The 22503-nt window shown below is 71.9% G+C and carries 18 protein-coding genes; 6 read left to right on the forward strand and 12 right to left on the reverse strand.

The window, feature by feature from the left end; all coding sequences use genetic code 11:
- Positions 1 to 2 precede the first annotated feature (2 nt).
- Genes metX through VFQ84_RS01925 form a run of 3 tightly spaced genes read left to right on the forward strand, consistent with a single transcriptional unit; the run spans position 3 to position 3453 of the window.
- Positions 3 to 1139 carry a homoserine O-succinyltransferase MetX gene (gene metX / locus VFQ84_RS01915; RefSeq protein WP_325128646.1) on the forward strand — a complete coding sequence of 379 codons (1137 nt, stop codon included), beginning with the start codon at positions 3 to 5 and terminating at the stop codon, positions 1137 to 1139.
- On the forward strand, positions 1136 to 2320 hold the full coding sequence (gene metB, locus VFQ84_RS01920) for a cystathionine gamma-synthase (protein WP_325128648.1): 1185 nt from the start codon (positions 1136 to 1138) through the stop codon (positions 2318 to 2320). Before metX ends, metB begins: the two co-directional genes overlap by 4 nt.
- The gene (locus VFQ84_RS01925; protein ID WP_325128650.1) at positions 2317 to 3453 is read left to right on the forward strand and encodes a homoserine dehydrogenase; all 1137 of its coding nucleotides are present in this window, start codon (positions 2317 to 2319) and stop codon (positions 3451 to 3453) included. Before metB ends, VFQ84_RS01925 begins: the two co-directional genes overlap by 4 nt.
- A gap of 217 nt (positions 3454 to 3670) precedes the next feature.
- On the opposite strand, the gene VFQ84_RS01930 is transcribed toward VFQ84_RS01925, so the two are convergent.
- On the reverse strand, positions 3671 to 4834 hold the full coding sequence (locus tag VFQ84_RS01930) for a phytase (RefSeq protein ID WP_325128652.1): 1164 nt from the start codon (positions 4832 to 4834) through the stop codon (positions 3671 to 3673).
- Positions 4835 to 4972: 138 nt separating this feature from the next.
- Between VFQ84_RS01930 and VFQ84_RS01935 the strand changes: the two genes are divergently transcribed.
- Positions 4973 to 7303, forward strand: a complete 2331-nt coding sequence (locus tag VFQ84_RS01935; RefSeq protein WP_325128653.1) for a TonB-dependent receptor plug domain-containing protein — start codon at positions 4973 to 4975, stop codon at positions 7301 to 7303.
- A 173-nt stretch (positions 7304 to 7476) separates the two neighbouring features.
- On the opposite strand, the gene VFQ84_RS01940 is transcribed toward VFQ84_RS01935, so the two are convergent.
- From VFQ84_RS01940 to VFQ84_RS01955, 4 genes are all read right to left on the reverse strand, one after another.
- Positions 7477 to 8262 (reverse strand): M23 family metallopeptidase, encoded by a 786-nt coding sequence (locus VFQ84_RS01940; protein WP_325128655.1) that lies wholly within the window; start codon positions 8260 to 8262, stop codon positions 7477 to 7479.
- A complete protein-coding gene (locus VFQ84_RS01945; protein ID WP_325128657.1) occupies positions 8259 to 10466 on the reverse strand; it encodes a putative bifunctional diguanylate cyclase/phosphodiesterase in 2208 nt (735 codons plus the stop codon). The genes VFQ84_RS01940 and VFQ84_RS01945 overlap by 4 nt, the downstream gene beginning before the upstream one ends.
- A 33-nt stretch (positions 10467 to 10499) precedes the next feature.
- Positions 10500 to 13556 (reverse strand): diguanylate cyclase, encoded by a 3057-nt coding sequence (locus VFQ84_RS01950; RefSeq protein WP_325128659.1) that lies wholly within the window; start codon positions 13554 to 13556, stop codon positions 10500 to 10502.
- A gap of 106 nt (positions 13557 to 13662) precedes the next feature.
- Entirely contained in the window at positions 13663 to 15045 is a 1383-nt protein-coding gene (locus VFQ84_RS01955; protein ID WP_325128661.1) for an L-serine ammonia-lyase, read from the reverse strand.
- An 85-nt stretch (positions 15046 to 15130) separates the two neighbouring features.
- On the opposite strand from VFQ84_RS01955, the gene VFQ84_RS01960 reads away from it, so the two are divergent.
- On the forward strand, positions 15131 to 15358 hold the full coding sequence (locus VFQ84_RS01960) for a glutaredoxin family protein (RefSeq protein WP_325128663.1): 228 nt from the start codon (positions 15131 to 15133) through the stop codon (positions 15356 to 15358).
- A 79-nt stretch (positions 15359 to 15437) separates the two neighbouring features.
- Here the strand turns inward: VFQ84_RS01960 and VFQ84_RS01965 are convergent, their stop codons facing one another.
- The 3 genes from VFQ84_RS01965 to VFQ84_RS01975 are packed head-to-tail and all read right to left on the reverse strand — an operon-like array spanning position 15438 to position 17243.
- The gene (locus tag VFQ84_RS01965) at positions 15438 to 15983 is read right to left on the reverse strand and encodes a YceI family protein (RefSeq protein WP_325128665.1); all 546 of its coding nucleotides are present in this window, start codon (positions 15981 to 15983) and stop codon (positions 15438 to 15440) included.
- Positions 15984 to 15985: 2 nt separating this feature from the next.
- A complete protein-coding gene (locus tag VFQ84_RS01970; RefSeq protein WP_325128667.1) occupies positions 15986 to 16576 on the reverse strand; it encodes a cytochrome b in 591 nt (196 codons plus the stop codon).
- A complete protein-coding gene (locus VFQ84_RS01975) occupies positions 16560 to 17243 on the reverse strand; it encodes a YceI family protein (protein ID WP_325128670.1) in 684 nt (227 codons plus the stop codon). The genes VFQ84_RS01970 and VFQ84_RS01975 overlap by 17 nt, the downstream gene beginning before the upstream one ends.
- Positions 17244 to 17311: 68 nt before the next feature.
- Here VFQ84_RS01975 and VFQ84_RS01980 point away from each other — a divergent pair, with 68 nt between their 5' ends.
- Positions 17312 to 19099 (forward strand): ATP-binding protein, encoded by a 1788-nt coding sequence (locus VFQ84_RS01980; protein ID WP_325128672.1) that lies wholly within the window; start codon positions 17312 to 17314, stop codon positions 19097 to 19099.
- Here the strand turns inward: VFQ84_RS01980 and hemE are convergent.
- The 4 genes from hemE to VFQ84_RS02000 all read right to left on the reverse strand — a co-directional run bounded on the left by hemE (position 19083) and on the right by VFQ84_RS02000 (position 22454).
- On the reverse strand, positions 19083 to 20153 hold the full coding sequence (gene hemE / locus VFQ84_RS01985) for a uroporphyrinogen decarboxylase (RefSeq protein ID WP_325128674.1): 1071 nt from the start codon (positions 20151 to 20153) through the stop codon (positions 19083 to 19085). The two genes, VFQ84_RS01980 and hemE, sit on opposite strands and share 17 nt — an antisense overlap.
- A gap of 11 nt (positions 20154 to 20164) precedes the next feature.
- Positions 20165 to 20419, reverse strand: a complete 255-nt coding sequence (locus VFQ84_RS01990) for a WGR domain-containing protein (protein WP_325128676.1) — start codon at positions 20417 to 20419, stop codon at positions 20165 to 20167.
- 419 nt (positions 20420 to 20838) lie between these two features.
- Positions 20839 to 21915 carry a 3-dehydroquinate synthase gene (gene aroB, locus VFQ84_RS01995; protein ID WP_325128679.1) on the reverse strand — a complete coding sequence of 359 codons (1077 nt, stop codon included), beginning with the start codon at positions 21913 to 21915 and terminating at the stop codon, positions 20839 to 20841.
- Positions 21915 to 22454 (reverse strand): shikimate kinase, encoded by a 540-nt coding sequence (locus VFQ84_RS02000; protein ID WP_325128681.1) that lies wholly within the window; start codon positions 22452 to 22454, stop codon positions 21915 to 21917. Before VFQ84_RS02000 ends, aroB begins: the two co-directional genes overlap by 1 nt.
- Positions 22455 to 22503 lie beyond the last annotated feature (49 nt).

The following is a 22503-nucleotide window of genomic DNA, read 5'->3' on the forward strand; positions in this document are numbered from 1 at the left end:
CGATGAGTGTCCACCCCGCCCCCAGCCGCGCCCCGGCCGTTTCCGCCATCCCGGCGGTCCGCGCCATCACCGCCCCCGCCGCGGCCCTCCCTGTAGGAGGGCCTTCAGGCCCGAATCTCTTCGCCGCGACCCTGACGACGAAGCCGTCCGTCGAAACCGCTTCGGGCCTGACGCCCCTCCTGCAGGGCGCCACGGGCTTCACGCTGCCCTGCGAACTACCCCTGCGCCACGCCGGCCCGCGCCACGTCGTGATCCGCGGCGAATGGCACGGGGCGCCCGGCGCGCCGGTGGTCGTGGTGGCGGGCGGCATTTCGGCCGGTCGCCAGGTCGTCGCGGGCGCGGCGTCCCCGGGCTGGTGGGACGCGCAGGTCGGCCCCGGCCGCGCCATCGATACCCGCCGCTTCCGCGTGCTGGCCCTCGACTGGCTGGGCGCCGACGGCGCGCTGGACGCCCCCATCGACAGTGCTGACCAGGCCGATGCTTTCGCCGCGGTGCTCGATCACTTCGGACTGCGCCGGGTACGCGCCTTCGTCGGCGCCTCGTACGGGGCGATGGTCGGGCTGCAGTTCGCGGCGCGGCACGGCGATCGCCTCGATCGCCTCGTCGCAATCTCCGGCGCCCATCGCGCCCATCCCTACGCCAGCGCCTGGCGCGCGCTGCAGCGCCAGTGCGTGGCGCTGGGGCGCAGCGAGGGCAGCGTGTCGCGCGGCCTGGCCCTGGCCCGGCAGTTCGCGATGCTCAGCTATCGCACGCCCGAGGAATTCGGCGAACGCTTCGATGCACCGGCCGCGCTGCAGGGCAACGTCGCCCGCTGCGCCGCCGAGGACTACCTGGCGCACTGCGGCCAGCGCTACGCCGCGCGCTGGACCAGCACCGCCTTCCTGCGCCTGTCCGAATCGATCGACCTGCACCGCGTCGATCCCGCCGGCGTGCGGGTGCCGACGACCGTGGTCGCGGTCGAGGATGACCGCCTGGTGCCGCTGGCCGACCTGCAGCAGCTGGTCGAGACGCTCGGTGCGCCGGCCACGCTGCGGCCGTTGCGCTCGCGCTTTGGCCACGACGCGTTCCTGAAGGAGGAGGCCGCGATCGCGCGGCTGCTGCGCGAAGCCCTGGCCGCGGCCGAAGGCGGTGCGGCGTGAGCGCGCGCTGTCCCGCCACCGTCGCGGTGCGCGCCGGCATCGACGCCGACACGGCCTTCGGTGCGGTCACGCCGCCCTTGGTGCTGTCGAGCAACTTCAGTTTCGCCGGCTTCGACCGCAAGCGCCGCTACGACTACACCCGCAGCGGCAACCCGACCCGCGACCAGCTGGCCGAGGCGCTGGCCGAGCTCGAGGGCGGCGCCAATGCCGTGGTCACCGCCACCGGCCTGGCCGCGATCACGCTGGTGCTGGAAGCGGTGCTGCAGCCGGGCGACCGGCTGGTGGTGACGCATGACTGCTACGGCGGCAGCTGGCGGCTGTTCGATGCGCTCGCGCGCAAGGGCCGCTTCACGCTGGCCCTGGTCGACCTGGCCGACCCGCGGGCGCTGGCCGCCGCACTGGCGACGCCAACCGCGCTGGTCTGGATCGAGACGCCGTCGAATCCGCTGCTGCGCATCACCGACCTGCAGGCCGTCATCGCCGCCGCCCACGCGGCCGGGGCGCTGGCGCTGGTGGACAACACCTTCCTGTCGCCGGCGCTGCAGCGTCCGATCGAGTTCGGCGCCGACTACGTGCTGCACTCGACCACCAAGTACATCAACGGCCACAGCGACGTGGTCGGTGGCGCGGTGGTCGCGCGCGACGCGGCGCGGCACGAGTCCCTGGCCTGGTGGGCGAATGCCCTAGGCCTCACCGGCTCGCCCTTCGACAGTTTCCTGACCCTGCGCGGCCTGCGCACCCTGGACGCGCGCCTGCGCGTGCACCAGGAAAACGCCGCCGCGCTGGCCGAGCGCCTGCAGCGGCACCCGGCCTGCGCCGCCGTGCACTATCCCGGCCTGGCCACGCACCCGGGCCACGCGCTGGCCGCGCGACAGCAGCGCGGCTTCGGCGCGATGCTGTCGCTGGAGCTCGCGGGCGGCGTGCCGGCGGTGCGCGCCTTCCTCGACGGCTTGCGCCACGTCACCCTGGCCGAATCGCTGGGCGGCGTGGAGAGCCTGGTGGCCCATCCGGCCACGATGACGCACGCGGCGATGTCGGCCGAGGCGCGCCGGAACGCCGGCATCGGCGAGGGCCTCTTGCGCCTGTCCGTCGGCATCGAGGCGCTGGAAGACCTGGAGGCCGACCTCGGGGCGGCGCTGGCGCGCGCGGCGCGCGTGTCGTCCCCGGCGGTGCTGTCGTGAACCGGCCGCGGGAGGCCCTGGCACCGGCCGTACCCGGCACGGCAGCGACGCCGGCACGCGTGGCGCTGCTGGGCGTGGGTACCGTCGGCCGCGCGCTGCTGGCGCGACTGGCCGAACGCAACGATCCGCGCCTGTCGCTGCAGTTCGTGGCGACCTCGCGCCGCCGCCTGCAGGCGACCGCGGGCCTGGCCGCCGCGGCCTGCGCCGAGGCGCTGGCGCGCAGCGACGGGCCCCGCGCGGCACCGCCGTCCCTCGCGTCGTCGACGGGCGCCGCCGCCCTGCCGGTCTGCGAACCCCACGACGGCGGCGGCGCCTTGCCCGCGCACTTCGGTCCGGGCGACATCGTCGTCGACGCGACGGCATCGGCCGAGCTTGCGGCCTGGCATCCGCGCTGGCTGCGCCAGGGCCTGCACGTGGTCAGTGCGAACAAGCTGGGCCTGGGCGGTCCGCTGCTGCGCCAGCACGAGATCGCGCAGCTGGTGAACGCCGAGCGCCGCTACGGCGACGCCGCCACCGTCGGCGCCGGGCTGCCGCTGCTGGCGACCCTGCGCCAACTGCGCGCCGGCGGCGACCGCATCGGCGCCATCGTCGGCGTGCTGTCGGGCACGCTGGCCTGGCTGTTCGACGGCTACGACGGCCGCGAGGCCTTCTCCGACCGCGTGCGCGCGGCGGTGGCCCAGGGCTATGCCGAGCCGGATCCGCGCGTCGATCTCTCGGGCGAAGACGTGCGCCGCAAGCTGCTGATCCTGGCGCGCACGGCCGGCTACCCGCTGGAGTCCGAGGAGGTGCGGGTGGATTCGCTGCTGACCCCGGCGCTGCAGGCCGCGGCCGCGGGCGAGGTCGACGCCGCCCTGCGCGGACTCGACGGTCCACTCGGCGAACGCGCCGCCCGGGCCCGCGGCGACGGTCGCGTGCTGCGCTACGTCGCGCGCTTCGACGCCGCCGGCGCCCGGATCGGCCTGGAGTCGCTGGCGCCGGACGATCCGATCGCCGTCGGTCGCGGCTGCGACAATCGCGTCGCGGTTTGGAGCAGCCGCTATCGGGAGCGTCCGCTGCAGATCCAGGGGCCCGGTGCGGGGGCTGGGGTTACGGCGGCTGCGCTGTTGGATGATTTGTTGCGGGTGGTGGGCTGAGGCTTCGATTGGGGGAAGAGCGGGTTACACGGATCAAAGCGGAAAAGGCGGATAAGGGCCGATAGAGCAGAAAATAAGGGGGCCTGCGCGAGACGATTGATCGCGCGTTGGACCACTTGAGTTTTATCCGCTCTTATCTGATGTTTCCGCTCTTATCCGCGTTCAAATCTTTTCACCTCATGTGTGCTGAGGTTCGGTTCAGTGCGGCACTACGCCATCAAGGCGCCGTGCACTGCTCCTGTAGTCCGAGGGCGGCGGCGATGTCGCGCCAGTCGAAGGCGCCGATGCCCATGTCGTCGTGTACGGCATAGAAGACGCCGGCGGGGAAGCGGCGGGTGCCGGCCTGGTGCAGCCACACGCCGTCGGTGTTGGCGATGGTGTTGCCGGCGAAGGCGCCCAGCGGGTCCAGGGTGACGCGGTCGAAGACGTGGAACAGGCTGTGGTCCTTGAACTGGTCGGTGGCGATCCAGTAACCGCTGCCGTCGTCGCAGGCCCAGAGCGTCACGCCTTCGGCCTGCGCCTTGAAACGGCCAACGCCGATCGAGCGGCCCTTGAACTGGCCGTCCAGCGCGTACTCGCGGTAGCCGGTGCCGGTGGCGACGTCTTCCTCGGCGATCAGCAGGCGGTCGTTGGCGACGTCGCCCCACAGCGATTCGGGGATGCGGATCGCGCCCAGCACGCTGGTGGCGCCGAACGGGCCGGTCGGCTCGGCCGTCAGGGCGGCGGCGTCGCCGCGCACGCGGTAGCGATGGATGCGGTGGTCCAGCTCGGCCATCGGCGGCAGGATGTCTTCGTCGCCGGCGTCCTGGCCGGCCATGTAGGCGTCGCTGACCAGCACCTCCAGGTCGTCCGGCGCATGGGCGCGTACCCACAGCCCGTAGGGCTTTTGCAGTGCGTCCTGGCCGAAGCCCAGCCGCGGCTCGAAGCCGGGCAGGGACAGCACCTGCACCCGGGCGTTGTCGCGCTCGACCACGAACAGCAGGTCGCCCACGACCGCCACGCCGTTGGGCCGGTTGAACTGTCCCAGCGCCGGCCCGACGGTGCCGACGCTGCGCAGGGTCGCGCCGGTGTCGCCGTCGTAGACCACCAGGCCCTTGTCGCCTTCCTTGGCGGTGGCGATCACCCAGGTGCTGCCGTCAGGCGCGGTCCACGCGGCCGGAGAGTCGATGTTGTCGGCCGGGACCATCGCGCTCAGGAAAGCTTCGGGCACCACCGCGTGGGCGATGCCGGACCCGGCCAGCAGCGGATCGACCTCGCCGTTCTCGTCCGGCTCGCGGTCGCGCACCGCGTCGGTGGTGGGCACGGCGTCGGGCGTCGGCGCCGAGCAGGCGGCGGCGATCAGCAGGGGCAGCAGGGCGAGCGGGAGCAGGGCGGGGCGCATCGGGACTCCGGGAAGGGAAGGGTTCGGTGACGCTTGTATCGCAGTCACAAGGCAGGGACATGACAGCGTCATCCGTCATATTTCGGCCACGTGCGCCACGTAGAAATCCCCGCATCCATCCCAGGGGAACCCATGGCAATGACGAACCGACCGATCGCGTCCCGACTCTCGCTGGCCATCGCCGGCGCCCTGCTGGCCAGCGCAGGCCTCGCCGCCGCGCAGTCGCCGGCTCCGGCGCTCTCGCCGGACGGCGCGGTGCGCGAACTCGACGCCATCGTGGTGCAGGGCGAGATCATCTACCGCGACCGCAGCGCCGACATCGCCCCGACCCTGAGCTACGACCTCGAGTATTTCCAGCGCTTCGAGCCGCTGACCGTGGGCGACATGCTCAAGCGCGTGCCGAGCGTGGCCTTCGTTTCCGACGTACTTGAATACGACGGCGCCCAGCTGCGCGGCCTGGATCCGGGCTACACTCAGATCCTGATCAACGGCAAGAAGGTGCCGGGCGCCGGCGCCGACCGCAGCTTCTTCGTCGACCGCATCCCGGCCGAGCTGGTCGAGCGCATCGAGATCGTGCGCGCGCCCAGCGCCAACCGCTCCGGCGATGCGGTCGCCGGTGCGCTCAACATCGTGCTGCGTGACGCCTTCGAGTTCGACGGTGCCTACGTGCGCGCCGGTGCGCTGCGCTTCGACGACGGCGAAGTGAAGCCGACCTACGGCGCCGTGGCCAGCGGCGATGTCGGCGGCGGGCGGCTGCTGGGCGGCATCAACGTGCAGGGCCGCTACAATCCGAAGGCCAAGTTCAGCACCCGGCTGAGCGAGCCGGGCGGCGACTTCGACAATCGCGAGGACCAGACCGACGTCCGCGACGGCACCGACTACTCGGGCAACGTGTCCTACACCCGCGAGGTCGGCAGCGGCGAGCTCAAGCTCACCGGCCTGTACGTGCTCACCGACCGTACCCAGACCGAGGACTCCATCGAGTACAACGCGCCGACCGGCACCTCCCGCGACAACCTGCTGTCCGTGAACCGCCAGGTGGTCGAGATCGACCAGACCAACCTCGCGCTGGGCGCCGCCTATGAGTTCGACATGGCCGGTGGCCGCACCGAGATCGACTTCGGGTACGCGGCGTTCAAAGACGAGCAGTTCGACACCGAGGTCGAGACCGGCTACGACGATGACGACACGCCGCCGTCCTTCGACGAGTTCGAGGGCGAGCGCACCCTGACCGACGTCGAGGACACCGAGTCCTCGCTGAAGCTGGCGCACGTGCGCGACCTGGCGGGCAGCCGCTTCGAGTTCGGCCTGGACGCGATGGACAAGTCCCGCGACGCCGACATCCGCATCGCCGAATCCGCCACCGACGTCGAGGGCGAGCCGCTGCCGCCGCTCACCGACTTCGACCGCCGCACCAGCCGCATCGATGAGCGCCGGCTCGATCCCTACCTGATGGTCTCGGGCGGCGACGTGCTGGAATGGCAGGCCGGCCTGCGCTACGAAACCACCGACGTGGCCGTGGCGGCCGACGGCGACCGCGAGGACAACGACTATGCGGTGCTGCTGCCCTCGGCCAGCCTGCGCTGGAACCTGGGCGAAGACGACCGCCTGAGCCTGTCGCTGGGCCGCACGGTGCGCCGCCCGGGCTTCGACTTCGTGCTGCCGCTGCTGCTGGAGGAGGAGTACGGCGACAACGATTTCCTGGGCAACCCGCAGCTCGATCCCGAGACGGCCTGGGGCATCGACCTGGGCTTCGAGCGCCGCCTGGGCCGCAAGGGCATCGTCGGCGTGAACCTGTTCTACCGCGACATCACCGACCTGATCGAGGTGGTGAACACGGGCGTGCCGAACGAAACCGCGCTCGATGACTATGCCGACGACGTCGAGGACTTCCTGGACGAGAACCCGGGCGCCGACGAGACCACGCCGGGCTATCCGGTGTTCGACCCGCAGAGCTTCGTCTACACCGCGGCCAACGTCGGCGACGGCTACGTGTACGGCATCGAGTTCGACGCCTCGACGCCGCTGACCGCGCTGGGCCTGCCCAACACGGGCGTGTTCGTGAACTATTCCTGGCTCGACAGCTCGGTCGACGATGCGTTCGGTGAGCGCCGCTTCAACAACCAGGCCCGCTACGTCTACAACCTCGGCTTCATCCACGACATGCCGTCGCTGGCGGCCTCCTTCGGCGCCAGCTACCGCAAGCAGGGCGACGCCGAGCTGCGCATCCTGGCCGAGGAAGTCCGCACGTCCTACGGCGCCGACCTAGAGGTCTTCATCGAAAAGCGCTTCGGCGACAAGCTCTCCGTCCGCCTGACCGGCTCCAACCTGCTGGACGCCAGCAAGGACGAGGTCTTCGACAAGTTCGACAACGGCATCGACCAGGCCAACCGCGACTACGACGAATACGAACTCGAGACCGAATCCGCCGGCCCGGTGTACCAGCTGATCGCCCGCTACTCGTTCTGAGCGCGAAGCGGTGCCTGGCCTGATTCAACGCGGATAAAAGCGGATAAACACGGATAAACGCGGATAGAGCAAAAGATGGTCTGATCCACGCCAGCACCCAAAAACCGCCGAAAACCACTCAAGCCTTATCGGCTCTTATCCGCCTTTTCCGCTCTGATCCGTGTAAACCGCTCTTACTCCAACGGCAGGAAGCCAGCCGGCCCGACCATGCGAAAAGGAATGGCGGCCAAGGCCAGCCCAGCATTGACCTGGACCGCGAAATGCAGATGCGGCCCGCTGGAGTAGCCCGTGTTGCCGGTGCGACCGATGACCTGCCCCAGCGACACCGTGTCGCCCGGGCGGACGAAGACCCCGTCCGGCTGCAGGTGGGCGTACAGCGCCATGCTGCCGTCCTCGTGCAGGACCCGGATGAGGTTGGCGCGGTTGGCCAGGGCCGGGTCAACCCCGCCTTCGCGGAAGTTGCCCTCGGCCTGCATCACCACGCCGGCGCGGGCGGCCAGCACCGGCGTGCCCTCGGGCACGATCAGGTCGACGGCGTAGCGGTTGGCGCGGTCCTGGTGGCTGAAGCCACCGTGGAAGCCCTGGCCCAGCTCGAAGCGGCGCTCGTCCACCGGCAGCGAATAGACCACGTCGCGCGCGACCTGGCCCGGTTCGCCGGCGGTGGCGTCCAGGCGCAGCGACTGCCGGGCATTGGCCGACAGCGCCGTCAGCCGGACCAGCCGCACCCGCGCCCGCGGCGGCAGCACCTGGCGCAGGGGCAGGGCGGTGTCGTTGGCCATGTCGACCAGCTCCAGCGCGTTGAGCTCGACTTCCACCGGGCCGGCCAGCCGGTTCACGGCGTAGGCGACCACGTCCTGGCCGCGGCGCTCGATCACCAGCTCGGCCGGGCTGTCGTCATCCGCGACGGCGGGGCCGACGACGCCCAGCAGGGCGCAGGCCAGCCAGCGCCAGGCCTTCACTCCCAGAAGCCCCGCGCCGGCGCCGCGAAATAGGTGCCGATCGGCAGCGGCCGGTCCACCGCGTGGCCCTGCGCATAGTCCACGCCCATCGCGGCCAGCGCCTTGCGCTGGGCTTCGGACTCGGTGTGCTCGGCGATGCTGTGCTTGCCCAGCACGTGCGCGATCTCGTTGATCGAGCGCACCACCGCCAGCGACAGCGGCGAGGTGTCCATGTCGCGCACGAAGCTGCCGTCGATCTTGAAGTAGTCCACGTCCAGCGCCTGCACGTAGTTGAACGAGCAGAAGCCGGTGCCGAAGTCATCGAGGGCGAAGCGGCAGCCCAGCGAGCGCATCTCGGTGATGAAGCGCTGGGCCCGGGCCAGGTCGCGCACCGCGCTGGTTTCGGTGACCTCGAAGCACAGCTTGCTGCCCGGGAAATTCCCGCGCCGCAGGCGTTCGGCCACGTAGCCGATGAAGCCGTCGTCGATCAGCGCATCGCCCGAGAGGTTGATGGCGCAGGTATGCACGGTGGCGGCGGCGTCCGGGTTGGTGGCCATCCAGTCCAGGGTCCGGCCGATCACCTCGCGGTCGATGCGCGTGCCCAGGTGGAAGCGCTCGGCCGCGGGCATGAAGCGCCCCGGCATCATCAGCTCGCCCGTGCGCGGGTCGCGCAGTCGCAGCAGCACCTCGAAGTGGCGGCCCTCCTGCAGGCCCTCGCGCAGCGGCACGATGCTCTGGCAGTGCAGCTCCAGCGCGTGGTGCTCGAGCGACTCGCGGATGCGTACCACCCACTTCATCGCGGCGGTGCGGTCGAGCAGCTCGCCGCCGTCGAGGCTGGCCAGGCAGACCCGGTTGCCGCCCTGTTCCTTGGCGGTGAAGCAGGCGGCATCGGCCTGCGACAGCAGCTGCGCGTAGTCGCACTGGCCGGGCTGGCAGGACACCAGGCCGACGCTGGCGGTGGTGGCCAGCATCTGCCCGTCCCAGCCGCAGCGATAGCCCTCGATGGCGCGCAGCAGGGCGCGGGCGCGGTCCTCGGCCACCATCGGCGTGCAGTTGCGCAGCAGCAGCGCGAACTCGTCGCCGCCGGTGCGGGCCAGCAGGTCGCCGCGGTGGCGGTGCGCCTCGATCACCCCGGCCACGCCGCGGATCATGCTGTCGCCGGCGACGTGGCTGGCGGTGTCGTTGATCAGCTTGAAGTGGTCCAGGTCCAGGTAGGCCAGCGCCATCTGCGGCGCGCCGAGCTCGGCCAGTGCGGCGCGCACCTGCTCCTCGAAGGCGTTGCGGTTGGCCAGGCCGGTCAGCGGGTCGGTGTTGGCGCGCTGGATCAGGTGGGCGGCGCCGGTGCGCTGCTGGTGCATCGCGAACGAGAGGATCATCGGCAGCGCCGCCACCGCGATCAGGAAGGACAGCAGGCTGATGCTGTCGCGGGTGTGCGCCGGCGCCGGGTAGCCCGCCAGCGCCATGCCGGCCATGCCGGCCACCAGCAGCATGGTCACGGCGATCGCCAGCGCCGTGTGCAGCGGCGGGAAGCGCAGCGCGCTCCACACCAGCACGCCCAGCGGCAGCGCCACCAGGCCGAGCGCATAGTTGCCGCCCAGGCTGCCGACCCAGGCCATCAGCAGGTAGCTGGCGGCCATCACCACGTTCCACAGCAGCTGCTCGGGCTCGGCCGCGTAGCCGGTGCCGTCGCCGACCCGGCGGCGTTCGCGGCGGGCCAGCGCCAGCAGCACCGCCGGCGCCACGCTGGCCACGCCCAGCAGGTCGCCCAGGAACCAGGTGGCCACCGCGGCCGGCAGCCCCGCCAGGGGGATCAGGCCGGCCTGCACCATGCCCACCGTGCCGATGGCGGCGCTGGTGAGCGCCATCGCCATGCCGCCGGCCAGCGCCCGCAGGCCGAAGTCGACCGTCAGCGGGTCGTTGCCCTGGGCGCGCTTGAGCAGCGACGCCCCCACCAGCACGCCGATGAAATTGCTGGCCAGCGACCAGGGCAGGAAACCGAGCGGCACCGGCGCGAACAGCAGGTGCACCAGCAGCCCGCCGATCGGCACGAACACCGCCCAGCGCACGCCGAACCGCATCACGCCCGCCAGCGCCACGCCCGAGGCGGGCCAGAACAGCGTGACCTCGTCGGTGCCGTCGATCAGTGCGTGGGAATAGGCGCCGCCGGCCACGTACAGCGCCACCAAGAGGGCGAACAGTCCGATCCGGCGGGTGTGCTGTTGCATGCCCCGAGGATAGGCCGCGGGACCCGCCCCCGACTAGGGGGCGCGCACCCCGTCCGAGCCCAGCAGCTCGAACTTGCCCGAGGCCAGCAGGTCGGCCTCGCCGTTCTGAAGGGCGGCCAGCAGCCCGGGCAGGTCGGCGTGGGGCAGGGGCCGGTAGGCGGCCCAGCCGTTCCGGCCGTGGGCCTTCACGTGGTACAGGGCGCGGTCGGCCAGCTCCACCATCTGCTCCCAGCCCAGGCTGCCGCGGGCGTCCCGGAACAGCGGGCATTCGATGAAGCCGATCGAGCAGGTGAGCGAGATCGGCTCGTCCGTGCCGACGTCGAAGCGGTGGCTGGCGATGGCCTGGCGGATGCGCTCGCCCAGGATCGGCAGGTGCCGGTTCGGCATGGGTCGGAACACGACCAGGAACTCCTCGCCGCCCCAGCGCGCGATGTAGTCGCCGGTGCGCACCAGGTGGCCCAGGACCTGGGCGAACTGCTGCAGCACGCGGTCGCCGGCGGCGTGGCCGTAGCGGTCGTTGACGGCCTTGAAGTGGTCCACGTCGACCAGGGCGAACACCATCACTTCGCCCGGGGTGGCGCGGCGCACGACTTCGCGGTCGTAGTAGGCGATGTCGGCCGGGATCTGGTTGGCCAGGTAGCGGCGGTTGCGCAGGCCGGTCAGCGGGTCGGTCTGGCTGGCCTCCTCGAGCCGGAAGTTGGCCACCTCCAGCGCCTCGGTGCGCTGGCTGACCAGGGCTTCGAGCGATTCGCGCTGGCGCTGGTGCGCGCCCTGTTGGCGCCGGTAGCCGGCGTAGACCAGGCTGGCCAGCACGCCGGCCACCAGCAGCTGGAACAGCCCGGTCTCGTGGAAGCGCGGCTGGATGTGGAAGCCCAGCTGGGCCGGCGCCGGGCTCCAGACCCCGGCGCTGTTGGCGCCGTAGGCCTCGAAGACGTAGGAGCCGGGCGGCAGGTTGGTGTAGTTCACGCTGCGGCGGGTGACGTCCTCGAGATCGCGCCAGTCGTCGTCGTAGCCGACCAGGCGGTAGCGCAGCTCCACGCTCTTGGGATCCTGGAAGCTGAGCACGGTGAAGTCGAAGCTCAGGTCGCGGTCGTCCTGGCCCAGTCGCCACGGGGCGGTGGGATCGGCCACGCGCCACGCGTCCCCGACCCGCACGCGCTCGATCAGGGTGCGCGGCGCCACTTCGCTCTTGATGATGCCCTCGGTCGACATCACCACCAGGCCGCTGCGGGTCGGCAGGTACAGCTCGCCGCCGAACAGGAAGCCCTTGGCATTGCCGGCGCCGTTGCAGCAGTCGCCCTTCTGGCCGCCGCGGCGATCGCCGCGCTCGTTGAGCAGCATCTCGCCCTGCACGCGCTCGGCCTCGCCGTCGGCCACGGCGAACATCTCGCGCAGGCGGATGCGCTGGATGCCGCGGATGCCGGCGACCCACAGGTAGCCCTGGCGGTCGTGGGTGATGAAGAAGGCCGCGTTCACCGGCATGCCCTGCTCGACGCCGAAGCGGGTCCAGCGGCCCTTGCGCGACAGGAAGACTTCCTCGGACAGCGTGCCGACGACCAGCTCGCCGTCGGCCAGTTCGTGGATGGCGGTGACGTCGACGTCGGGGCCCAGGCCGGTGTCGAGGCCGAGGGGCTTGATGCGGTCGCCGATCACTTCGTACAGGCCGCTTTGCGTGCCCAGCACCAGGCGGCCGTCGCGGGTCTCGTGCAGCAGGCGGGTGCGCGGGTCGCGCAGGCCGTCGGCCGCGCCGAAGCCGCGCAGCTCGTCGCGGGCCTGCCGGTACAGGCCCTGGCTGGTGGCGAACCACAGCGCGCCGCGGTGGTCGCGCAGGATGCCGTTCACCTGCGCGCCGCGGAAGGCGTTGAAGGCCTTCGGCCGCTCCAGGCGCTCGCCGCGCAGCACCGCCAGGCCGCGGCGGGTGCCGATCCAGACCGCATCCTCCTCGGGCAGCAGGGTGTAGGCATTGGGGTGCGGCAGCTGGTCGCCGCTCACCACCTCGCGGAAGCGGCCGCCCTCCATCACGCTCAGCCCGGAATTGCTGCCGGCCCAGAGCCGGCCGTCGGGGCCGCGCGCCACCGACCATAGCACCGGGTCTTCGAGGCCTTCGCGGCTGCCGTAGCGGCGGGTCCAGCCGTTCCACACGCGGGTCAGGCCCTCCCACTGGCCGCCGAACCAGAGATTGCCCTCGCGGTCCTCGAACATCGCGCGCACCGCCGCAGCGTCGACCTCGCCGGTGACCAGCTCGCGCACGCGGCCGTTGCGCAGGCGCGCCAGGTCCTCGACCATGCCGACCCACAGGTTGCCGTCGCGGTCCTCGAACATCGCCTCGATCGGCGCGCGCGACAGCGGCGCGCCACCTTCATGCCGCTTCCACTGGTCGCCTTCGCGATAGAACAGGCCGCCGCTGGTGCCCGCCCACAGCCGGCCCTGGGCCTGCAGCAGCTCGGTGACCACGGTGTCCTCGTCGCCCGCGGGCAGCGGCATGATCTCGCTGGCGCCGCCCGCCAGCCTCACCACCCGGCCGCGCTGCCCGACCCACAGGTCGTCGCCGCTGGCCAGCAGGGCGGTGGCCGGGCGCGGCAGCGGATAGGCCAGCACCAGCGTGTCGTCCTGCACGCGCAGCACGCCCGTCTGGGCCGCTACCAGCAGTTCGCCGCGATCGGTAAGGACCAGGTCGCGGGTGTCGGTGAAGCCGCCGGGCTCGGCCCCCGCCAGCGGGAGGGTGCGGAACCGGCCGGCCTCGTGCACGGCCACGCCGCGGTAGGTCGAGACCCAGAGCCGGTTTTCCGGGTCCACCAGCAGGTCATGGATCCACAGGCCGGGCAGGCCGGGCGCGCTGTCGGGCGTGTAGACGGTGAAGCGGACCCCGTCGAAGCGGGCCAGGCCGGACTGGGTGCCCACCCACACGTAGCCCTGGCGGTCCTGGGCGATGGCCAGGGCGCTGATCTGCGGCAGCCCCTGTTCGATGCTCCAGGTGTTGCGGACGTAGTGGTGGAAGGCCTTGTCGGGGTCCAGCGCAACCGCCCGCCCCGCGGCCAGCAGCGCCAGCAGGCAAAGGAGCCAGGGTCGGACTAGGCGCGAGATCGGCACGGGGGCACTCCGCGGCAGGCTGGCTTTGACTATCGCGCCAACCCCCCGCCACCGGCAAGCACGGATGTCCTGCACCGTGACCCCGGTCCCCCTCCGGCCGGGTCGCTCAGCACTCGATGACGTTGACCGCCAGTCCGCCGCGGCTGGTTTCCTTGTACTTGTCCTGCATGTCGCGGCCGGTGTCGCGCATGGTCTTGATGACCTTGTCCAGCGAGACCTTGTGCTTGCCGTCGCCGCGCAGGGCCATGCGCGAGGCGTTGATGGCCTTCACCGCGCCCATCGCATTGCGCTCGATGCAGGGGATCTGGACCAGGCCGCCGATCGGGTCGCAGGTCAGGCCCAGGTTGTGCTCCATGCCGATCTCGGCGGCGTTCTCGACCTGGCCCGGGCTGCCGCCGAGGGCGGCGGCCAGGCCGGCGGCGGCCATCGAGCAGGCCACGCCCACTTCGCCCTGGCAGCCGACCTCGGCGCCGGAGATCGAGGCGTTTTCCTTGTAGAGGATGCCGATGGCCGCGGCGGTGAGCAGGAAGGTGAACACGCCCTTCTCGTTCGAGCCCGGGCAGAAACGGTCGTAGTAGTGCAGCACGGCCGGGATGATGCCGGCGGCGCCGTTGGTGGGCGCGGTGACGACGCGGCCGCCGGCGGCGTTCTCTTCGTTCACGGCCAGCGCGTACAGGTTCACCCAGTCGAGCACGGTGAGCGGGTCGCGCATGCCGGCCTCGGGCTTGGACGCCAGCTCGGCGTGCAGCGACGGCGCGCGGCGCGCCACGTGCAGGCCGCCGGGCAGGGTGCCTTTCTCGCGGATGCCGCGCGCGGTGCAGTCCTGCATGGCCTGCCACAGCTCGCGCAGGCCGGCGGTGATCTCGTCCTCGCTGCGCCAGGCCTTTTCATTGGCCAGCATGATGCCGGCCATGTCCAGGCCGCTGTCGGTGCAGCGCTGCAGCAGCTCGTCGCCGGAGTGGAACGGGTAGGGCAGTTCGGTGGTGTCGGCGACGATGCGGTCTTCGGCGGCCTCGTCGGTGTTGACCACGAAGCCACCGCCGACCGAGTAGTAGTCGCGCGTGGCCAGGATGTCGCCGGCGGCGTCGTAGGCGGTGAAGCGCATGCCGTTGGTGTGGAAGGGCAGCTTCTGGCGTTTGTTCATCACCAGGTCGTGCTTTTCGTCGAAGGCGATCTCGTGCCGGCCGAGCAGCTGCAGCTTCTTTTGCTTGCGGATGCGCTCGAGCGCGGCGGGGATGACGTCGGGGTCGATCTCGTTCGGCCAGTGGCCCTCGAGGCCCATCAGCACGGCCTTGTCGGTGCCGTGGCCGCGGCCGGTGAGGGCCAGCGAGCCGAACACCTCGGCGCGCACGCGCGTCGTGCGCGCCAGCAGCCCGCCTTCCTCCAGCCAGTGGCGCGTGAAGCGCGCCGCGGCGCGCATCGGCCCGACCGTGTGCGAGGACGAGGGCCCGATGCCGATCTTGAAGAGGTCGAAGACGCTGACGGCCATGGGGATGCGGGTTCCTTGGGAAGGACCGTATTCTATGCGCCATCCCGCCGAAGCGACTGTACGCCGGCGAACTGCCGGCCACGCCATGCGATTGACCCTGATCCAGCGCGACGACTGCCATCTTTGCGACCTGGCCTGGGACGCACTGGCCGCCGCCGGCGTGGCCGACTTCGAATCGGTGTGGATCGACGGCGATGCCGCGCTGGAAGTGCGCTACGGCGAACGCATCCCGGTGCTGCGGCGGGAGGATTCGGGCCGGGAGCTGGCGTGGCCGTTTGGCGCGGAGGCGGTGCGCGCGTTCCTGGCGGATTGAAAAGCTTCGGGCCTGGAGGCCCTCCTACAGAGGTGCATCTGCAGGAGGGCCTTCAGGCCCGAAGCGTACTGGCCGTGAATCAGTTCGAAGGCGCGAGCACCAGTCGCGTGGTGACCTTCACTTCGTCGCGGATCACCTCGGGATCGCTCCACTCGCCGGCGCCGACCTCGAAGGCCAGGCGCTTGAGCACCGCTTCGCCCGCCAGCACCGGCTGGGCGCCGGCGGTCCAGGTGAAGGTGAGCGGCGCGGGCTGGGTCACGCCGCGCAGCGTCAGTTCGCCTTCGGCCACGAAGCGGTTGCCGCCGAGCGCGCGGAAACGGGTGGCGACGTAGCGGGCCTCGGGCCGGGTGACGCTGTCGAGGAAGGACTGGCCGCGCAGTTCGCCGTCGTAGTCGGGGTTGCCGGTGGTGGCGCTGGCCAGGTCGATGCGCACGTCGAAGCGCGAGGTCGCCAGGTTGGCCGGATCGAAGCGGATCGCCGGCGTGAACCGGGCGAATTTGCCGGCGATGGCTTCGCCCTGGTACTGGGCTTCGAAGCCCAGCGTCGAACCGGCCTGGGCGGTGTAGTCGGCGGCGTGGGCGCCGGCGGCGGCCAGCAGCAGGGCGAGGAAGACGGGAAGGCGCATGGTCAGGCTCCGGGCGGGTCTTGGGGTTTGGGCGCGGGCTTGGCCAGGGGCAGCATGCGCGCCAGGGTGCGATCGCGATCGACGTAGTGATGCTTCAGCGCGGCCAGTGCATGCACCGTGACGATGACCGCCAGCGCGATGAACAGCCACTCGTGCGCGGCCAGCGCGGCGTCGCGCAGGCCTTCGTCGCGATCGCTCAGGCTGGGCAGCTTGAACAGGCCGAACCAGCTGAGGTTGCGCGGCGGATAGCCCGAGGCCGAGTGGTAGAGCCAGCCGCTGACCGGCATCGCCAGCAGGATCAGGTAGAGCGCGCCGTGGGCGAGGCTGGCCGCGGCCGCCTGCCAGCGCGGCGTGCCGGCCACCGGCGCCGGCGTCCCGGCGAACAGCCGCCAAAGCAGCCGCAGCACGGTCAGCCCCAGCACCGTGAGGCCGAACATCTTGTGCATCGAATAGAGGTTGAACTTGGCCGGCGAGTTCGGCATTTCCTGCATCAGGAAACCGACCACCACCAGGCCCAGCACCATCACCACCGTCAGCCAGTGGATGCCCAGGCTGATCCAGCCCCAGCGGTCGGCGTCATTCTTGATCGGCATCGTCGTTCTCCCGTGCGGGGGTGGAATCGGGCGTGTCGGCCCGGGTCGCGTCGTCGTCGTCGGTGTCGGTGTCGGTGTCGGTGTCGGCGCGGCCGCGGATGGCTTCGGCTTCGATCTGCAGCGTGACCTCGGCGCCGACCAGGCGGGCCCAGGATGTCATGCCGAAATCCTGGCGCACCAGCGTGCCGGTGGCGGAAAAACCGGCCGTGCGCTTGAAGGTGAGGGGATGCCGCTTGAGGGCGTTCAGCGTCACGTCCAGCGTGACCTCGTGGGTCTGTCCGCGCAGGCTCAGGTCGCCGTAAACGCGGGCGCGGTCCTCGCCGGTCGGCTCCACCCGGGTCGACACGAAGCGCGCCACCGGCTGCCCGCCGGCGTCGAGGAAGGTGCGGTCGAGCACGCGCTCGCGCCACTGCGCGTCGCCGAGGTCGAGGCTCTCGAGCGGGATGGCGACCTCGAGCGTGGCGCTGGTCCAGTCGTCCTCGTCGAACACCAGCGTGCCCGTGGCGCCGGAAAACGTGCCGATCGCCCGCGACAGTCCGGCGTGGTCGACCTGGAAGGCGATGCGCGTGTGCACCGGGTCCAGCTGGTACTCGCGCGCGGCGGCACCGGCCGGGCCGGCGAGGGCCAGCATCAGCACACCGGGCAGCCATCGTGATCCGATCGCCATGGGCGTTCTCCTACAGCCCGGACGCGGGCCTCGCCGTAGTCTAGGCCGACGCGGTGACTGGAGGGTGCATGGGCCCGAAACCCAATGTTGCGCAGGGCGAGGCGGGTCGCGGGCAGCCCTGCGGCGTCGTGCGATGCGTCCGGGCGCTGGCAGGGGCGTCGATGCTGGCCGCGGCGATGGCGCTCGCGACGGAGGTGCCGCCCTCGGTGATGCCGGATGCGTCGTTGCCGCGCGCGCCCGGGGTGGCCCCGGCGTTATCTGCGGCGCGCGAACCCGCGGCGCTGGCGGTGGTCGCGCTGGAGAGGCTGGTCGACGGCAAGGTCCACGCGCTGCCGGTCGATGCCCGGCTGCTGCGGCTGGCCCCGGACGACGACGCGCTGCGCGTTCGCGTGCGGCTGGTGCCATCGTCGTCGCCCACGTCGCCGCGCATCCGCTTCTGGCTCGAGGGCCACGATCCCGGCTGGATCGAGCCCGAGCCCCTCGGCGAGCGCCTGTTCCAGCGCCTGGCGCCCGGCAGCTACCGGCTGCGCATCGCCTGGGCCGGCCGCGATGGCACGTGGCGCGAGCGGCCGGGCCTCGCGGTCTGGGTCGAGCCGCCGTGGTGGCAGGGCCAGTACGCGCTGGCCCTGTTCGGCCTGCTGGCGCTGGTGCTGGCGGCGTTGGCCAGCCGCGAGCTGCGCGCGCGCCATCGTCGCCGCGAGGCCTGGCGCCTGACCCGGGCCCGGCAGCAGCTGGCCGAACAGCACTCCGAGGCCAAGAGTCGCTTCCTGGCCACCCTGGGCCACGAGATCCGCACGCCGATGACCGGCGTGCTGGGCATGGCCGAGCTGCTGCAGGGCGGGGCGCTGGATCCGCGCCAGCGCGGCCAGGTCGCCGCCATCCAGCGCGCCGGCCAGCACCTGCTGCGGCTGGTGAACGACGCGCTCGACCTGGCCCGCATCGAGGCCGGCCGGCTGGAGCTGGCGCTGGCCCCGTTCACGCTGCGGCCGCTGCTGGACGAAGTGGCCGACCTGCTGCGCCCGCTGGCCGAAGCCAAGGGGCTGCGCTTCGAACTGGCCTGTGCGCCGGGGCTGCCGGTGGCGCTGCTCGGCGACGCCACCCGGCTGCGGCAGATCCTGTTCAACCTCGGTCACAACGCCATCAAGTTCTGCGACGTGGGCGGGGTGCGCCTGCGGGTCGAGCCGCGGCAGCCCGAGGGCCTGGTGCTGTCCGTGCACGACGACGGCCCGGGCCTTGGGCCGGAGGAGCAGGCGCGGCTGTTCCGGCGCTTCGAGCAGGGCGGCGCCGGCAGCGGCAGCGGCGGCACCGGGCTGGGGCTGGCGATCTGCCGCGAGTTGGCGGTGGCGATGGGCGGCGGCATTTCGGTGCACAGCGCGCCGGGGCAGGGCGCGCATTTCCAGGTCAGCCTGCCGCTGCCGGCGGTCGCGGCACCGGCGACAGGCTGCGCGCTGCCGCCTGCCGCGGGGCCGCCCCGGCGCCTGCTGCTGGTGGAGGATGATGCGGTGGTGGCCGAAGTCGTGGCCGCGCTGCTGCAGCAGCAGGGACACCGCGTGCGCCACGTGCCGCACGCGCTGGGCGCGCTGGCCGAACTGGCGACGGATCACTACGACGTGGCGGTGCTCGACCTGGACCTGCCCGGCCTCGATGGCCTGCAGCTGGCGCGGCTGCTGCGCACCCGCGGCGAAACCCTGCCGCTGCTCGCGCTCACCGCACGCGCCGATCCCCAGGCCGAGCCCGAGGCCCGGGCGGCGGGCATGCATGGCTTCCTGCGCAAGCCGGTCACCGGCGAACTGCTGGCGCTGGCCATTGCCGGGCTGGGCCCGGCGCGACCGCCGGAGCTCAGGCCTGGCGGCTGAAGTCGTGCACCGCGTCGACCAGCACGCCCACGTGCGCCGGGTCCATGTCCGGCGACATGCCGTGGCCCAGGTTGAACACGTGGCCCGCGCACGAGCCCCCGTTGGCCGCGGCGTAGTCGTCGAGCGCGCGCTTCACTTCCGCGCGGATGCCCTCGGGCGAGGCGTACAGCGTCGCCGGGTCCAGGTTGCCCTGCAGGGCGACGCGGCCGCCGGTGCGGCGGCGCGCCTCGCCCAGCGACACGGTCCAGTCCACGCCCAGGCCTTCGGTGCCGGTCGCGGCCAGGTCCTCGAGGTAGGGCGCGTTGCCCTTGCCGAACAGGATCAGCGGCGTGCGCTCGGCGCCGTCGCCGCGCGGGAGCTCGGCGGCGATGCGCTGCAGGTAGCGCAGCGAGAACTCGCGGTAAACGTGCGGGGCCAGCACGCCGCCCCAGGTATCAAACACCTGCAGCGCCTGCGCACCCGCGGCGCGCTGCGCGGCGAGGTAGGCGATGACGGCGTCGGTGGTGACTTCGAGCAGGCGGTGCAGTGCGGCGGGCTCGTTGAGCGCCATCGACTTGATGCGGGCGAAATCCTTGCTGCCGCCGCCTTCGACCATGTAGCAGGCCAGCGTCCAGGGGCTGCCGGAGAAGCCGATCAGCGGCACGCTGCCGTCGAGCTCGCGGCGGATCAGGGCCACGGCGTCCATGACGTAGCGCAGCGAGCTGCCCATGTCGGGCACCGCGAGCCTGGCGATGTCGGCCGGCGTGCGCACCGGGCGCTCGAACTTCGGACCCTCGCCATCGGCGAAGTACAGCCCCAGGCCCATCGCATCGGGCACCGTGAGGATGTCGGAGAACAGGATCGCGGCGTCGAGCGCGTAGCGGCGCAGCGGCTGCAGCGTGACCTCGCAGGCCAGCTCCGGATTCGTGGCCAGGCCCATGAAGCTGCCGGCCTGGGCGCGGGTGGCGCGGTACTCCGGCAGGTAGCGGCCGGCCTGGCGCATCAGCCACACGGGCGTGCAGTCCACGGGTTCGCGCCGCAGCGCGCGCAGGAAACGATCGTTCTTCAGGGTCACGGCAAATCCAGTCAACGGGGCGCGTCGGCGCCTTGGGCGAACATCACCAGGAAGCCCTTGCGGACCTGGGCATCGCGGGCTTTCTCGAACGCGGACAGGGCGGCGCCGCGCTCGAGGTACTGCTCGCGCTTGAGCGAGGCCTTGCCGCCGATCTGGCCGGTTTCGCGCAGCAGCGTCCAGCCGCCGAGCAGGTCCTGCTGGAGCATCAGCTGGACGTACTTCGGCGCTTCGCCGGCAAGGGGTTTCTGCTGCATCAATAGGCGCATAAGGCCCCATTCTACCCCGCAGCCCCCCTGTAGGAGCGCCTTCAGGCGCGAAGCTCTTCGCTGGTTCCCGGTTCCTGGCTCCGGGCCCGTTCCCGGCGATCGCCCGCCGGGCCGGGATGAACGTCCAGGAGTCCGGCAAGTTCCAGGCGCTGCTCCACTGGGTGGAGGCCGCGGGCTCGCGCGTGTTTCGTACTCGACAGCCCGGCCCGGATGGCACGCGGTCCGCCGTGCGCGAGGGTCCTTTCCCGGGACATCGAAAACACGGACGTTTTCGATGAGCCCCCATGGATGGGTTCACGGCGTGCCCGGGAAAGGACCCTCGCGTACGGCGGACCTTCGCGACAGGCGGGTCCGGCGCCAAAGAATCAAAAGATTCGCGCCTGAAGGCGCTCCTACAGGGGAGGCGGAGGGGGAGGGGGTCAGGCTTCGAGGACGGGGAGGATTTCGGCGGCCGGGACGTCGGGGACGACTTCGGCCTGGCCCAGGCCGGCCCAGAGGATCAGGCGGATCCGGCCGGAGACGGCCTTCTTGTCCAGCGCCATGTGCGCCAACAGCGCCTGGGCCGAGAGGCCGGCGGGCAGCGCCACCGGCAGGTCGAAGCGCTCAAGCAGGGCCGCCAGCCGCGCCGTGTCGGACCAAGGCGCGCGGCCGCGGTCGGCCGACAGTCGCGCCGCCAGCACCATGCCCACCGCGATCGCCTCGCCGTGGAGCAGGCCGCCGTAAGCCTGTTCGGTCTCGATCGCGTGGCCGAAGGTGTGGCCGAAGTTGAGCAGCATCCGCTCGCCCTGCTCGGTCTCGTCGCGGGCGACGATGCCGGCCTTGTGCCGGCAGCTGGTGGCGATGGCGTGGGCCAGCGCATCCGGGTTGCGCGCCATCAGCGCCTCGGCGTTGTCCTCGAGCCAGGCGAAGAACCCGGCATCGGCGATCGCGCCGTACTTCACCACCTCGGCCAGCCCGGCGCTGAGCTCGCGCTCGGGCAGGGTGTCGAGGGTGGCGGTGTCGGCCAGCACGGCCGCCGGCTGGTGGAAGGCGCCGACCAGGTTCTTGCCCTGCGGCAGGTCGACCGCGGTCTTGCCGCCGACCGAGGAATCGACCATCGCCAGCAGCGTGGTGGGCAGCTGCACGAAGCGCACCCCGCGCATCCAGCAGGCCGCGGCGAAGCCGGCCAGGTCGCCGACCACGCCGCCGCCCAGGGCGATGACGGTGGTGTCGCGGCTGGCGCCCATCGCGGCCAGCGTGGCGATCAGCTCGTTGAAGCGCGCCAGCGTCTTCTCCTGTTCGCCCGGCGGCAGCACCTTCACCTGCAGCGTCTTGCCGGCCAGCGCCGCCTGCACCCGCGCCAGGTAGTGCGGCGCGACGTTGCCGTCGGTGACGACCAGCGCGTGGCGGCCCGTGACCAGCGCGGCCAGCGCCTCGGGCGCATCCAGCAGGCCGCGGCCGATGCGGATCGGGTAGGCGCGTGCGCCCAGTTCGACTTGTAGCTCGTGCACGGCCATCAGGCGGCTTCCGTGCGCTGCCAGCGCTGTTCGACCAGGGCGCCCAGGCGCTCGGCGGCGATGGCGACGCTCAGGCCGTCGGCGTCGAAGGCCAGGTCGGCGAGGTCGCGGTAGATCGGGCCGCGCTCGACCGCCAGCGATTCAAGCTTGGCGCGCTTGTCGCCCACCGCCAGCAGCGGCCGGCTGCGGTCGCGGCCCAGGCGCTCGATCTGCTGGGCCACGCTGACCTGCAGGTTGACCACGAAGCCGCGTTCGCTGAGCCGCTTGCGGTTGGCCTCGGCCAGCACCGCACCGCCGCCGGTGGCGATCAGCTGGCCCTGGCCGCGCATCAGGTCGGCGATCAGCGCCGTCTCGCGGGCGCGGAAGCCGGCCTCGCCCTCGCACTCGAAGATCAGCGGCACCGCGGCGCCGGTGACTTCCTCCAGGCGGTGGTCGCAGTCGACGAAGACCAGGCCCAGCCGCACCGCGAGGCGCTTGCCGATCGAGGTCTTGCCGGCGCCCATCGGGCCGACCAGGACGAGGTTGGGAGCGGGATTCATGGGACGCGATGCTAGCATCCCGGCATGAATGCTTCGTCGAACCCGATGC

This window comes from Arenimonas sp. (genome assembly GCF_035721105.1).
Lineage (GTDB): Bacteria > Pseudomonadota > Gammaproteobacteria > Xanthomonadales > Xanthomonadaceae > Arenimonas.